Origin of the sequence: Agrobacterium vitis, from assembly GCF_014926405.1 — a bacterium.
Classification (GTDB): domain Bacteria; phylum Pseudomonadota; class Alphaproteobacteria; order Rhizobiales; family Rhizobiaceae; genus Allorhizobium; species Allorhizobium vitis_H.
Map to the genome: position 1 here is coordinate 1,435,323 of NZ_JACXXJ020000005.1, position 14,071 is coordinate 1,449,393.

Consider the following 14,071-nt stretch of genomic DNA (forward strand, 5'->3'; position numbering starts at 1 on the left):
TGACAGACCAAAACAGCAGATTCTAGCGAATTAGCCAGTTGAGCACGGCGCGCCAGTCGGTCATGCGCACCGGCGTGCCGTGAGAACCGGTCAGAAACAACGTGAAACGGGTTGGATAGCCGGTCCGATGCAGGCGCTCGTACAACGCAATCTGGTCGCCAGCGGCATAGACACTATCGCGGCTGCCGTGCGTGAACCACATCGGTAGCTTATGTTTGAAAGCCGCACTGGCGGTAAAATCCGGATCGCTGGCCCCGCCCAGAATGGCCATGCCTGACAGTTTCGCAACGATTCGTTCGTCACGGGTCAGGCCCCAACAGATGAAACTGCCCATGGACGCGCAGGACAACACCACTGGACGGCCGCCGGAATGGGCCGAGGCATAATCGATCAGGGCGGCAATCTGCGTTACCCCCGATTGGTCGAAAGAGCGCACGGAAGGTGAGTAATAGGTGCCGCCATTGTCATTGGCGAGATTTTTCAGCCGGTTGAAATTGCCGCCGAATTTGTAGTCATCGGCCCCAAGGCGGCGGTCCCCGCCCCGGCCATGAATGAAAATCACCGTGAAGGCCGCACCATCAGCAGGTCCGGTCCTCGTCACATCCAACTTGCCGGCATCACCGAGATCCAGCGTCTCGTCCTTTTGCTGGTGACGTACACCAAGCGAGACGTAGGCGGATTTGACCCGGCGCTCGGGAATTTCGTCGCGGCCATTGATGTCGCGCATTTCCTGATAGTCGATGGTCTGGAAATCGCCCTTGTCGCGGCTTTCCAACACGGTCTGGCCGGAAAACAGCTCGTCCTTGAAAGGTTTGAGGCTAACGGCAGGCGCACTCGTTGCAGGCAAAGAGCTGGCAACCGAGCAGAGAGCGGCCAGAACCACGGGGGCGAACAAATGAACTGTGGACATCCGCATCGGGATCAGGTCTCCTTAACGGCGCAGCCTTGCCACGCCGTCACGAGAAACGCAAAAGTTTTCCTTGAAAATAGGCTGAATGGACATGGTTTGACCAAGTGAGACATAATTCTCCCGCTTCCTTGCCGCAACAGGCAACAAAGGGAATGGGCGCGCATGGACACAATCGGTTGATTGTTGCTGAGAATATGCGCTAATCAGGAACAAACCGGAAACTGCGCCGAAAGCGCCAGGGACGGACGAGCGTAGGCCTAATAGCAAGACAGAATTCTTCACGGCGCTCCGCTGAAGACCACAAGCAAATGACAGACAAGATCATGGACGATAACAACGACCTTTTCGCCGCCCTGCCGTCAACGCCTGCCAAGGCTGCGAAGACGCAGAAAGGTGCTGCCGATGTGACGGCTGCTGGTAGGGCGCCTGTTACTGCCGCCCAACCGGAAACCCCGGCCAAGGCAGTGGCTTTCGGCTCAGCCACGCCCGCCTCCACCGGCAATCCCGACGATTATGGGGCGTCCTCCATCCGTGTTCTGGAAGGGCTGGAGCCGGTGCGGATGCGTCCCGGCATGTATATCGGCGGCACGGACGAAAAAGCGTTGCACCATCTATTTGCCGAGGTGATCGACAATTCGATGGACGAGGCGGTGGCTGGCCATGCCAATTTCATCGATGTCCATCTGGATGCCGAAGGCTTCCTGACGGTTTCCGACAATGGTCGTGGTATTCCCGTCGAGTTGCATCCGCAGGTGCCGGGCAAATCCACCCTTGAAGTGATCATGACCAAGCTGCATGCGGGCGGCAAATTCGATGGCAAGGCCTATGAGACTTCGGGTGGCTTGCACGGGGTCGGCGTATCCGTCGTCAATGCGCTGTCTGATCTGCTGGAAGTGGAAGTGGCCCGCAATCGCAAGCTCTATCGCCAGCGGTTTTCGCGCGGCGTGCCGCTGGGCGGGCTGGAAGAATTGGGCGATGTCCATAATCGGCGTGGGACGCGGGTGCGCTTTCACCCCGATCCGCAGATATTCGGTGATCACGCGAAATTCGATCCGGGCCGGATTTTCCGCATGGCCCGCTCCAAGGCCTATCTGTTCGGCGGCGTGGAAATCCGCTGGTCCTGCGATCCGGCAATCCTGACCACCGGCGGCGATGTCCCGGATAAGGCGGTGTTTCACTTCCCCGGCGGGTTGAAGGATTATCTGGCCGCGACCCTGGGCAAGGAATTTACCGTCACCCGCGAAATCTTTGCCGGCAAGACCGAAAAGACCGGCGGCCACGGCGCGATGGAATGGGCGATCACCTGGTATGGCGGCGATCCGCAGGTTCATTCCTATTGCAACACCATCCCGACGCCCGAAGGCGGCACGCATGAGGCCGGGTTGCGCATTGCGCTGACCAAGGGCTTGAAGAATTATGCTGAACTGACCCAGAACAAGCGTGCCCAGCAGATCAGCACCGATGACGTGATGATTTCGGCAGTCGGCATGTTGTCGGTTTTCATCCGCGAACCGGAATTCGTCGGTCAGACCAAGGACAAGCTGGCGACGGTCGAGGCTCAGCGGCTGGTGGAAAACGCCCTGCGCGATCCTTTCGACCATTATCTGGCTGACAATCCGAATGAAGCCGCCAAGCTGCTGGACTGGGTGATCGAGCGGGCCGAGGAACGGTTGCGGCGGCGCAAGGAAAAGGAAGTCAACCGCAAGACGGCGGTGCGCAAGCTGCGCCTGCCCGGCAAGCTGGCGGATTGCGCCCAGAACACCGCCGAGGGTGCGGAACTGTTCATCGTCGAGGGCGATTCGGCTGGCGGCTCGGCCAAGCAGGCCCGCAACCGCTCCAACCAGGCCATTCTGCCCTTGCGCGGCAAGATCCTCAATGTCGGCAGCGCCAGCCGTGAAAAGCTGATGGCCAACCAGCAGATTGCCGACCTGATCCAGGCGCTCGGCTGTGGCACCCGCACCAAATATCGTGATGAAGACCTGCGCTATGAGCGTATCGTCATCATGACCGATGCCGATGTGGACGGCGCCCATATCGCTTCACTGCTGATCACCTTTTTCTATCAGGAAATGCCGGAACTGATCCGGGGCAATCATCTCTATCTCGCCGTGCCGCCGCTCTACGTGATCCGTCAGGGTGCAAAGACGGTCTATGCCCGCGACGACGCCCACCGTGCCGAACTGATGGAAACCACATTCAAAGGCAAGAAAGTCGAAATCGGCCGCTTCAAAGGTCTCGGCGAAATGATGCCAGCGCAGTTGAAGGAAACCACCATGGACCCGGCCAAGCGGATGCTGCTGAAAGTCGAGATCGACGACGTCGATTTCGAAGGCACCCGTGATGCCGTGGATGCATTGATGGGGACTAAGCCGGAAGCCCGATTCCGGTTTATTCAGGAGCGGGCCGCCTTTGCGGAAAACTTGGATATTTGAACCGTAACGAAGTGTTTTTTCGCTTAGCGATTCAAACGACTGGATTTTCCAGACGTTTTTCCATGAAAAGGCTGAGCGGATCGGGACGATATGAGCCGAAGGGAGGGATTTCCTGAAAACCGGCTTTTCGGTAAAGACCGATCGCTTCCGGCTGGCTAATACCCGTCTCGAGGCGCAACGCTTCAAGGCCAAGCGTTTTTGCCTGGTCTTCCAATGCCGCCATCAGCTTCTTGCCGAGAGACAGGCCTCTTGATCGGGGATCGACAAACATCCGCTTGATCTCCGCCGTGCCATCTCCAGCCTCGACAATGGCGGCGCAGCCCACCACCTGCCCTTGATGGCGCGCCACGAAGAAATGGACATCAGGCTTTTCCAAGGATGAAACATCCAGAAGATGGTTGCTTTCCGCCGGATAGAGTGCAGCCATATAAGCATCGGAGAGATCCAGCAGCCGGATCACGTCGGGCTGGCGGGGCGGTTCAATGGTGATTGCCAAAAGAGGATTGTTCACGGACATCTGTCGATCCTGAGAGGCACCAAACCGGACAAAAACGATTATATGTTATAATTTTTTGTCCGAGGGCCGATTGGTCTTGGTTGCGCCAATCTTGTTGCGTTACTGATAACTTTACTGACTGGAAGGACGAGCCGATGCAAGCCTCACTCGTGATCATGACCATTCTGGGATGCAATGACAGCGTCAGCCAATGCCAGTATATCGCCACCGCCGAGCAGCGCTGGGTTTCGGTGGAATTGTGCAATCGCGATTCGGAAAATGTGCTGGGGCAATATTCCAATGTGAATTTCCCCAGCGTCGTTGCCTTTTGCCAGCAACAGACTGTGACACCTCCCCAGACGACCGTCACAGCGGTCCCAGCAACGCCAACCGATCCTGTGCCGGAAGCTGAAAAGCGGTCTCTGGCAGACCGTGCCATCAACAGTGTAAAACAGGTTCTGCCCGGCAAGGAGGATATCAAGATGGTGTTCACCACCCCGGTGCATGTGGTCACCGATACCTATGCCTGGGCCGCGAAAAAACTGACCAAATAACCCGAAACGACCTCATCCCGGAAGAAATCAGGCGGCATCGACCACAAGATGCGCGGCATATTGGCGGGCCTGTCGACGCTCGTCCTGATGAAGCATGGTTTCCACCAGATCCAGCAATTGCCGCGCCGCCTCGCTAGATGCCAGCTTGCTGCCCTTGGCGAGAAGCGGCTGGCAAATGCTGCCGATTTCACCATGGGTCGCCGTCTGCACGGCATTGCGCCAAAGCAGCACAGCCTCAACGAACAGCGGCGCGATTGTGTGCTCAAGACCGGCGGACAGAAGCAGCGCCCGCACAGCATGCATGCGGCCCGTAGCCAGAATCGAGCGAACCCGGCGCTCCTGTAAGCCACTCAGCGATTCGATGGCGCTGGCAAAGAAATCGACCTTGCCCCGGCATAGCAGTTCGATCAGCAAGGCGGGCGTCAATTGGCCATTGACGCGCATCTGCTCGACAAGATCAGGAATTTCATCGAAGCTGACCTCACCGGCAATCACCGCGGCTGCGCTGACGCCAATTTCGCGGTTCAGCCGTGTGAGTTTGCTTTCTCCAAGGGAAAACCGCAGCAGGCCGGAGGCAGCAAGCGCCTGACTGGCCTGTGAAACCAGCAGGTGCCTCGCCCGGCTCGGCAAGTCCAGGCGCTCCAGCAATACGCCCCTCACCGCCTCATGCGCGCCGTGGCGCTCGGCCAGTCGCAGCAGACTGAAAGGCGAAATAGCGGCAGTGGGGCTATCGAGCAGCACCAGGCATTCCGGCACGTCGCCAATCTCGCTGAGGGCGGCGGCAACGGCAGAGGAAAGCTGGGGACGCGCCGCAATGAAGGCGCGTGTCATACCGCTGCCTCGACCAGCCAGATCGACCAGGTCACGGTCTTGCAGCACGGGCGAGCAGAGAATGACCCGCGAGGCGATCTCCGGCTGGTCTTCACATAGGGACACCAGGATAGCGCGAGGCGCTTCAGCCGAACAGGCCAGAGCCTCAGCCAGTGCCAGCCGCACTTTGGGTGAGGGATCGTCCAGAAGATAGGTCATGGCGACATAGGTGGAGCGCCGATCGTCTTCGCTCATTGGCGAATAGATATAGGCCCGGCCCAGCGCATTGGCGGCCTTTGCCCGGTCGCACGCCTTTGCGGTTTCTGACCAGCGAAAGAAAGCCTTTACAAGCACTGACAACCCCAATCAAAACAAAACCCGACCCATTGCCATTATGGTATGCGAGAAAAGTTTAAGATTGGTTCACCATGTCGATTAACCATGATGATCGGAAGGATCAGCGTTTGCTTTTCTTCAAGGAAAAACTTTGCCAGGTGCTATTGCTGATCGAGACAGAAGAAGGGACCTCACCCGATGCCCCGGAAGCACTGGTTGACGCACTGGTTTTTGGCAGCACCGATCCAGCCGCAGTGTATTCCAGTTGGCGGCATCAAAACCCGTCGTCCACCCTGCCCGTGCTGTTTCATCTCTCTGCCCGGCTGGACCATGATGACTTCACGGCCCTTCTCGCCCAGCTGATAGCGTTGAAGCCGGATGGGTTGCTGTTGACGAATGCCGCAACAGCCGCCGACAGCCAGCGGCTGGATGCGCTCTTGCGGGTCGAGGAGGCAAGAGCCGGGCTTGCCGATGGCAGCACACCCTTCATTGCCCTTCTCGGCGGCGACCCTTCCGGCTTTTTCCAGGCATCCGCCATTGCCGCCAGTTCGGCTCGGTTGATCGGCCTTGGCTTGGATGAAGGAGCGGTCGTCACCGCCATCCAGGCCGAGACGCCGCGCCATGCCCAGCCCGTTCTGGAAACCTGCCGCAGCCTTGTGCAACTTGCCGCCGCCAGCGCCAATCTGCCTGCCATCATCCATCCGTTCAGCCCAGAGGATACTGACACCGCAGCCGATCTGGTCAAGCGAGGCTTCAGCGCCCTGATGGGCGACAGCAGCACAGCGGTCACGATGATCCGTGCCGCCTTGCCGCAAAAATCAGGCCTTTGAGGGCCGCACCATCTGAAACACTTCAGTCACCGCCGCATAGTCCAGATAGCCCAGCCGTGACAGGGGTTGCACCAGCGTCACATCGAACCGGCCATCGCGCATGGCGCTATCGGCCAGATGAATGCCGACGACTTCGCCGAACACCACGAAATTCTCGCTGGGTTCGCCCGAAAGCGTCTTCGGAGAAATCACCTCGGTAACCTTGCATTCCAGCACGGCATAGGCTTCATCCACATAAGGTGCGTCCACCAGCCGGGCCATGACGGGGGTCAGCCCGGCAAGTTCGAATTCGCTCGTGCCATAAGCTGCCGGTGCCGAAGACCGGTTCATGGCCTCGCCTAAGTCGCTGCTGACGAAATTAGCGGTGAAACAACCGGTTTCCTCCACATTACGCAGACTGTCCTTGCGGCCAGCCGAGGAAAACATCACCATTTTCGGCTTGTCGGAAATGGCGTTGAAAAACGAATAGGGCGCCAGATTAAACGATCCATCCCGGCCTTTTGACCCGATCCAACCGATCGGACGTGGCGAGACCACGGCCTTGAACGGATCATGCGCCATGCCATGGGCGTTGGTCTTGGTTTCGTAAAACATCAATCCGTGTCTCCCATCCAACTGACCACGTCATCTATGCTCGGACGCGGGCGCTCGACAATCGGAAATGTCGTGGACCCCATGTGAATAAAGCCCGCCACCTTCTCGCCCGGCTTGATGCCCAGCAAGGGAAACGCTTTTTCATCGAAGGCAAACCATTCGGACAGCCAATTGGCGACATAGCCATGGGCGTTGGCCGCCATCAACAGATTGAGGCACACGGCACCCGCCGACATGACCTGCTCCCATTCCGGCACCTTGGGATGCGGTCCCGCCGTGCTGATCACCCCGATCACCACTGGGGCGCGGGTAAAGCGGGCGCGCTCGACCTTGATCATCTCCTCATCCAGCTCCGGCTTTTTCTCCAGCGCCATGGCCAGCAGCGCCTCGCCGATTTCAACCCGCTTATCGCCGCGATAAACGATGAAGCGCCAGGGGGCGATCTTGCCGTGGTCGGGGACGCGCACCGAAAGCTTTAGGATAGATTCAAGTTCTAATCTGGAGGGACCGGGCTCGCACATCTGAAAAGCCGGAACGGAACGACGGGTGGCCAAATAATCGAGAAGGGTGATATGTTCGTACATGTTAACGTCTTTTCCTTGAAGATCGGCGGAGCCTTGAAGAAAGTCAGATCAGTGGTCGTGAAAGCCCGCCCTGCGAAAGCGTTGGGATTTCTCGCCCGAGGCGCTAAAAACTGGAGTGTAAATCTCAGGAAGTTGCAAGCCTTGAATTTGCCTTGGCGGTCGGATTGTAGTACCAGCCGATTAACACGCCAATCATTGCGGTTGAATCGGTCGGGCATTCATATGATATCTTTTTCCTGCCGTCTTCCCCTGATCCTCGCGGCCTCGCTGCTGGCGGCAAGCGCCGGACCCGGCATGGCCGAGGATGCATTTAAATCGTTCAAGCAATTGGACAGCACGGTGAAAATGCCAAAGCTGAGTGCGTTTTCGACGCCGATTGCCCCTGCCCCTCAGTCCCATTCCAAGCTTATCCGGTTTGAAGCAAAGCTCGACAATGACGGCCAGCCCTTGCAGCAAGGCCTGGAATGGCGGGTCTATAGCCCGATTGCCGGCAGCGATGGCAAATTGCCAATGGTCGCCAGCAGCCAGGGCGGCTCGGCGGAACTGCAATTGGCGCCTGGGGATTATTTCGTCAACGTCTCCTTTGGACGGGCGGGCGTTACCCGCAAGCTCGATGTGCCTACCGACGGCGAAGTGCAAAAGCAGGTCATGGTGCTGGATGCTGGCGGCATGGTGTTGAATGCCGTTTCCGGCCCCGATACCCGGATCAAGCCCTCCAAACTGAAATTCAAAATCTACGCAGGCGATGGTCCTGAGGACAATGATCGCGGCCTGATCATGGACAATATCGAGCCCAACACGCTCGTCAGCCTCAATTCCGGCACCTATCACGTCGTCTCGCAATATGGTGAGGTCAATGCGCTGGTGCGGGCTGATATCAAGGTCGAGGCGGGCAAGATCACCGAGGCGACGCTTCAGCACCGCGCCGCCCAGATGAATTTCAAGCTGGTCTCGGAACCGGGTGGCGAAGCGATTGCCGATACCGCCTGGTCGATCCTGACCTCCTCCGGCGATGCCGTGGCGGAAAGCGTCAGCGCCTATCCGGTTCTGGTGCTGTCGGAGGGCAATTACACTGCTATTGCCCGCAACAAGGACCGGATCTACCAGAAGGAATTTCAGGTCAAAGCCGGGGTAAACGCCGATGTCGAATTGCTGCTGAAAGACAGCCAGCAGAATGTTCAGCAGCAGGCCGGATACGACACCAACTAAATCCCCTCATTCCGCCTCGACAAAATCCAGGCCGATATCCAGCACCGGCGCGCTATGGGTGATCCAGCCGACCGATAGCAAATCGACGCCGCTTTGCGCTACAGCCCTTGCCGTTTGCGGTGTGATGCCGCCGGAGGCCTCGGTGATGGAGCGGCCTGCAACGATTTCCACCGCCTCGCGCAATTGCTCTGGTGTCATATTGTCGAGAAGCACGGCATCGACGCCAATCTCCATCGCTTCACGCAATTGATCCAGCGTATCGACTTCCACTTCGATCTTGACCATATGCCCGACACCGCCCCGCGCCCGCAGGATGGCCTGAGTGACGCTGCCAGCAATGGCCACGTGATTGTCCTTGATTAGCACGGCATCGTAGAGCGCGAAGCGGTGGTTCATTCCGCCCCCCATCCGCACTGCATATTTCTCCAGCGCCCGCAGGCCCGGGGTGGTTTTGCGTGTACAGGCCACGGCGGCCTTGGTGCCGGAAACAGCGTCGACGATTTGGCGCGTCACCGTGGCGATGCCTGAGAGATGACCGAGAAAGTTCAGGGCTACCCGCTCGCCGGTCAGAAGGCTGCGGGAGGAGCCGGAAATCGTTGCCAGAACATCGCCCGCCTTGACGGCAGCGCCATCGTTGACATGGCAGGTCATGACCAAGCCGGGATCGACCAGTTCGAAGGCGATGGCACTGGCATCAAGCCCGGCAATCACCCCGTCCCGGCGGCTGGCGATCTGCACCGTCGAACGATGGTCGGCCGGGATGACCGCCATGGAGGTGATATCGCCGGCCAGTCCCAAATCCTCCGAGAGGGCATTGCGCACCAGTGGTTCAACGATGACACGTGGCAGGGAATGAGAAAACATGTCAGGCGCTCCGGGCATAGGGCTGCAAGGCAGGGGAAACGGTGTCGTGGGCAAGGGAAAGGGAAAGGGAAAGGGAAAGGGCATCATCCAGCGTCATCCGCTGGCGCAAAGGGTCTGGACAGGACTGTGGAAAATCGGTCCTGGCATGAGCGCCTGCGCAATGGCGCCGCGCATGGGCAAACACGGCGACCAGCAGCGCCACCACAGCCGGATCGCTGGCTGGACCGCCTGCTTCAACGAGTGGCAGAATATCCGCTATTGCCGCCTGCAAGCCGCGCTCATCGCGCAAGACGCCAAGCTTGGCCGAGACGATCGCCCGAACCGGCGCAATGTCATCGGCAGGCGGCACGGTTTGCGATCCGGAAGGCATTATCTGAGGGGGCGACATGCGCGCTACATCTTCTGCGACCCGCATACCCATTACCGCCGCCTCCAGGAGCGAATTGCTGGCCAGACGGTTGGCACCATGCAGACCGGTGCAGGCCACCTCGCCTGCCGCCCAGAGACCGGCAACCGAGGTTCTCCCGAAACAATCGGTCTCCACACCGCCCATGTGATAATGCGCGGCGGGGCGCACCGGGATTGGTTGCGACGACGGATCGATGCCAGCCGCCCGGCAGAGCGAGTCGATGGCCGGAAACCGGCTGGAAAAACCGTGGCCAAGCGCCTTTCGGGCATCGAGGAAAACCGTGCCTCCCCTGGCCCGTTCCGCGCTGATCGCCCGCGCCACCACGTCACGCGGCGCAAGTTCGGCTCCGGGGGTGGAGGCCATAAACCGCTCGCCGCGCTCATTGATCAGCACAGCGCCTTCGCCGCGCACGGCTTCGCTGACCAACGGCTGCGGATAAAGGGGAACATCCAGCGCCGTCGGGTGAAATTGCACGAATTCCATATCCGACAGAACCGCACCGGCACGGGCGGCGAGCATGATGCCCTGTCCGTAATTGCCGGAGGGATTGGTGGTGGAATCATACAGCCCGCCGAGGCCGCCGGTGGCCAGCACCACCCGAGAAGCGGCAATCTGCACCGGTCCTGACGCCGAGGCGCAGAACAATCCGTTGATCCCGCCTGCATCGACAAGCAGGCGGCGCACCTGAAGTCCGCTCATCACCGAAATCGATGGCGTCGCCAGCACCGCTGTCGCCAAGCTGCGCATGATTTCCGCGCCGGACCCGTCACCCCCGGCATGGACGATGCGGCGGCGGCCATGGGCGGCCTCCAAGCCCAGCGCCAACTCACCCTCGGCATTCCGGTCGAAACGGACGCCGAACCGTTCGAGCATGGCAATCGCCGCAGGGGCCGCGAATGTGATCATCTCAACGATATCAGGATCACAAAGTCCATCACCTGCCGCCAAGGTATCCGCCGCATGCAGCGCCGCGCTGTCATCACCCCCCATGCTGGCGGCAATGCCGCCTTGCGCCCAGGCGCTGGAGGTTTCCGCACCCAGCGCAGCGCGGGTGACGATGGTGACAGGATGCGGCGCGAGGCAGAGAGCCGTTACCAGACCGGCCAAGCCGCTGCCGATCACGACGATCCGATCTTCTGTAGTATCCAGCCTGCTCATACCGCTAGCATCCTTTCAACCGCCCGGCGCGCGGCATCGGCAATGGCGGGATCGACGGTCACTTCCTGCCGGTTTTCCTCCAGTGCCTGACGGATATTGGCAAGCGTAATCCGCTTCATATGCGGGCATAGATTGCAGGGCCGCACGAAATCCACATCGGGATGATGGACGGCGACATTGTCGCTCATCGAGCATTCCGTCAGCAGCACCACACGGGCCGGTTTGTGATTGGCGACATAATCCGACATCACCGCCGTCGATCCGGCGAAATCTGCCGCCGCAACCACATCCGGCGGACATTCGGGATGGGCAAGCACGACGACACCGGGATTGGCCTCGCGCAGCTCGGCAATATCGCCTGCGGTGAACAGTTCGTGGACTTCGCAATGGCCGTGCCAGGCGATGATTTCGACATTGGTTTCGCGCGCCACGTTGCGAGCCAGATATTCGTCCGGAATCATCAGCACTTTCGGCACGCCAAGGCTTTCGACCACCGCCTTGGCATTGCCGGAGGTGCAGCAGATATCGGAGGCCGCCTTCACCGCCGCAGATGTATTGACATAGGTGATCACAGGCACGCCGGGATGGGCGGCACGCAACAGGGCAATATCCTCAGGCGTGATCGAATCAGCCAGCGAACAGCCCGCTGCCATATCCGGAATCAACACGGTTTTTGTCGGGTTGAGCAGCTTGGCGGTCTCGGCCATGAAATGCACGCCCGCCAGCACGATCACATCCGCATCAACCTCCATGGCCTTGCGGGCCAGGGCCAGACTATCGCCAACAATGTCGGCAACGCCATGGAAAATCTCCGGTGTCTGATAGTTGTGAGCAAGGATAACGGCATTGCGGCGCTTTTTCAGCTCCAGAATCGCTGCGATATCATCCTCGAAAGACATCCACTCGGCCATCGGGATAACCCTGGAGACGCGATCATAGAGCGTTGATAGTGAAGGGGCGGTATTCATCGGCTTTCCCTTTTCTACTCATTTTGAGTATATCCTCAAGCCAAGAGTTATTCTCGATTGGAGTTTATGTCAATCGCGCGACAATTATTTTTATGGACGGGACAAAACGACCCCTGATGCACATCCACACGGAATATTGCACCTCATTAAATCATTTAATATCAGTGATTTATGACCTAGACAGCGGCAGTTTCGAGCCGGACAAGGCGCGCGCTTCCAACACGGCATGACGATAGCGGAAAAGTTTGGCCGGGCGTCCGCCCGTCTCGCTTGCCATGTCGCCGGTCTCCTCGATCAGCTCTTGCTGGTCGATCTGGCGGCGGAAATTCGGCTTGTGAAGCGTGAGGCCAGCCAGCGCCTCGACACAGCGTTGGAGTTGCGAGAGCGTAAAGCTTTCCGGCATCAGCTCGAACACGACTGGCCGGTATTTGATCTTGGCGCGCAGGCGCGCAATGCCGGTCGCCAGAATGCGGCGATGATCGCCAACCATCACACGGCCCGAGGCTTCAGCAGCACCGGCTTCCTGCACCAGACCGGCCTCATACATCAGCTCATAGCGCTGCAACACCAGATCCTCGTTCCAATCCATGCCATTCAGCCCGAAGGAAAAATCGAGACGGCGCTGGCGATGTTCGCGCCGGCTGCTATCGGCCACTGCCCACTCCTGAAGAGCATCGAGAATGCGGGCCAAACTCTGCGGTGGGCCGTTGCGGCGGTCTTCCCAGGGGAAATATTCGTACCAGCCATGCCAGCCGGGCCGTCCGGCGCCGGGCGCGGCCTGTTCGCGCACCAGCCCCAGATAACTGATCGAGATCGTCCGTCCACCGCCTATATCCGTGTCACGATCCCGGTCGGCAAAGGTGTAGAGCTGCTCCAGATAGCCGACCGGATGCCCGGTCTGATCCTCGATCCATTCCCGCAAACCGCCTTGCAAGCTGCGATGGCCAAGCTCGAACGGACCGGATGGCAGGGCATCGCCCCCTCGCACCGTCATGACCCGAGGTTCGTCCCCGGTCACAGCCGTCAAGACGGCAATCAGTTCGGCATGGGCAATGGCATTGAGCAAGGTGCTGGTCCTGCGTGGGATTGGCGAGGGAATAACGGCTACGATGTCGCTGGACAGGCTTACAGAAAACTCTCTTTCTTTTCAATTGATTGACTTCTGAATATCAAACCATTGACGTAGCCGCTCCTTTTTTCTCGAAAAATTGGCAAGCAACCAACTCACAAACCAAACTATCTAAAAGCATTTTTTTGAGATTCAAAGCTCGGCATTTTTCCCATCTATTATCCGATAACAAAATACCAGATCTTTATCGATGTAATTCTACAGTACAAATATTGGATTATTATATGATAGAGAAATTTATATTTTTAACTTTTGTAATGACATCGGTTTTGATGTCATCAGCTGCAAGCCGGGCTGAAAATTGCCCAGCCGCAATCAACGAAGCAGACATCCTACAGGCAGAGGAGAGATGGGGCAAAGGATTGGTCGAAATTGGCGCAGCCGAAGACGCAAGAACGGCGGCAAAAAAATTCATAGCCGACACCTATGGCTATCAGGAAGGAACCGTCCTGTTCAAGCCGACCAAGGCTTCCGTGGTCGAATTTCGCGATACACCGGAAGACGCGCTATCCTATTTCGTCACCGGAAGGCTGGCGGAAGACCACGGATTTGCGCTGACACCCTATACGAATGTGCGGTTTGAAAACCACGCCATCATCTACGACTGCAAAACAGCAATCTCCATGGGCAATTACTACTTTACCGCCAAGGACGGTTCCGTGACCAAAGCCGACTACACAATGGGCTTTATCAAAACCGCAGATGGCCATCTGAAAATCAATATCCAGCATTCATCGCTGCCATACACGCCGAGTCATTGACGGCTATTCACAAGGGGCGGAAACACC

The 14,071-nt window shown here is 58.6% G+C and carries 14 protein-coding genes; 5 read left to right on the plus strand and 9 right to left on the minus strand.

All coding sequences use genetic code 11. The annotated features are described in order from the left end of the window. Positions 1-22: 22 nt before the first annotated feature. Entirely contained in the window at positions 23-916 is an 894-nt protein-coding gene (locus IEI95_RS17815; protein ID WP_156536462.1) for an alpha/beta hydrolase family protein, read from the minus strand. A 302-nt stretch (positions 917-1,218) separates the two neighbouring features. On the opposite strand from IEI95_RS17815, the gene parE reads away from it, so the two are divergent. Continuing rightward, on the plus strand, positions 1,219-3,342 hold the full coding sequence (gene parE / locus IEI95_RS17820) for a DNA topoisomerase IV subunit B (RefSeq protein ID WP_156536461.1): 2,124 nt from the start codon (positions 1,219-1,221) through the stop codon (positions 3,340-3,342). A 31-nt stretch (positions 3,343-3,373) separates the two neighbouring features. Here the strand turns inward: parE and IEI95_RS17825 are convergent, their stop codons facing one another. Beyond that, positions 3,374-3,859, minus strand: a complete 486-nt coding sequence (locus tag IEI95_RS17825) for a GNAT family N-acetyltransferase (RefSeq protein ID WP_156536460.1) — start codon at positions 3,857-3,859, stop codon at positions 3,374-3,376. Positions 3,860-3,993: 134 nt separating this feature from the next. Between IEI95_RS17825 and IEI95_RS17830 the strand changes: the two genes are divergently transcribed. Next, positions 3,994-4,392: a hypothetical protein gene (locus IEI95_RS17830; RefSeq protein WP_015916014.1), complete on the plus strand. Its 399-nt coding sequence runs from the start codon at positions 3,994-3,996 to the stop codon at positions 4,390-4,392. A gap of 27 nt (positions 4,393-4,419) precedes the next feature. On the opposite strand, the gene IEI95_RS17835 is transcribed toward IEI95_RS17830, so the two are convergent. Then, on the minus strand, positions 4,420-5,556 hold the full coding sequence (locus IEI95_RS17835; RefSeq protein ID WP_234934231.1) for a DUF2336 domain-containing protein: 1,137 nt from the start codon (positions 5,554-5,556) through the stop codon (positions 4,420-4,422). A 74-nt stretch (positions 5,557-5,630) separates the two neighbouring features. Between IEI95_RS17835 and IEI95_RS17840 the strand changes: the two genes are divergently transcribed. Next, positions 5,631-6,368, plus strand: a complete 738-nt coding sequence (locus IEI95_RS17840; RefSeq protein WP_194416843.1) for a hypothetical protein — start codon at positions 5,631-5,633, stop codon at positions 6,366-6,368. Here IEI95_RS17840 and IEI95_RS17845 read toward each other — a convergent pair. Next, positions 6,357-6,962: a flavin reductase family protein gene (locus tag IEI95_RS17845; protein WP_015916011.1), complete on the minus strand. Its 606-nt coding sequence runs from the start codon at positions 6,960-6,962 to the stop codon at positions 6,357-6,359. The two genes, IEI95_RS17840 and IEI95_RS17845, sit on opposite strands and share 12 nt — an antisense overlap. Further along, entirely contained in the window at positions 6,962-7,546 is a 585-nt protein-coding gene (locus IEI95_RS17850; RefSeq protein WP_070164689.1) for a nitroreductase family protein, read from the minus strand. The genes IEI95_RS17845 and IEI95_RS17850 overlap by 1 nt, the downstream gene beginning before the upstream one ends. 222 nt (positions 7,547-7,768) lie before the next feature. Here IEI95_RS17850 and IEI95_RS17855 point away from each other — a divergent pair, with 222 nt between their 5' ends. Beyond that, positions 7,769-8,755 carry an RgsD C-terminal domain-containing protein gene (locus IEI95_RS17855; protein ID WP_156536457.1) on the plus strand — a complete coding sequence of 329 codons (987 nt, stop codon included), beginning with the start codon at positions 7,769-7,771 and terminating at the stop codon, positions 8,753-8,755. 6 nt (positions 8,756-8,761) lie between these two features. Here IEI95_RS17855 and nadC read toward each other — a convergent pair whose 3' ends face one another. The 4 genes from nadC to IEI95_RS17875 all read right to left on the minus strand — a co-directional run bounded on the left by nadC (position 8,762) and on the right by IEI95_RS17875 (position 13,220). Then, on the minus strand, positions 8,762-9,619 hold the full coding sequence (nadC, locus tag IEI95_RS17860) for a carboxylating nicotinate-nucleotide diphosphorylase (protein WP_156536456.1): 858 nt from the start codon (positions 9,617-9,619) through the stop codon (positions 8,762-8,764). Position 9,620: 1 nt separating this feature from the next. Next, positions 9,621-11,186: an L-aspartate oxidase gene (locus IEI95_RS17865; protein ID WP_194416844.1), complete on the minus strand. Its 1,566-nt coding sequence runs from the start codon at positions 11,184-11,186 to the stop codon at positions 9,621-9,623. After that, the gene (nadA, locus tag IEI95_RS17870; protein WP_194416845.1) at positions 11,183-12,154 is read right to left on the minus strand and encodes a quinolinate synthase NadA; all 972 of its coding nucleotides are present in this window, start codon (positions 12,152-12,154) and stop codon (positions 11,183-11,185) included. Before nadA ends, IEI95_RS17865 begins: the two co-directional genes overlap by 4 nt. Before the next feature lie 169 nt (positions 12,155-12,323). Continuing rightward, positions 12,324-13,220, minus strand: a complete 897-nt coding sequence (locus tag IEI95_RS17875) for an NUDIX hydrolase (protein WP_156536453.1) — start codon at positions 13,218-13,220, stop codon at positions 12,324-12,326. A 335-nt stretch (positions 13,221-13,555) separates the two neighbouring features. Between IEI95_RS17875 and IEI95_RS17880 the strand changes: the two genes are divergently transcribed. Beyond that, positions 13,556-14,044, plus strand: coding sequence for a metal-independent carbonic anhydrase family protein (locus IEI95_RS17880; protein ID WP_234891180.1), 489 nt, complete (start codon positions 13,556-13,558; stop codon positions 14,042-14,044). Positions 14,045-14,071 lie beyond the last annotated feature (27 nt).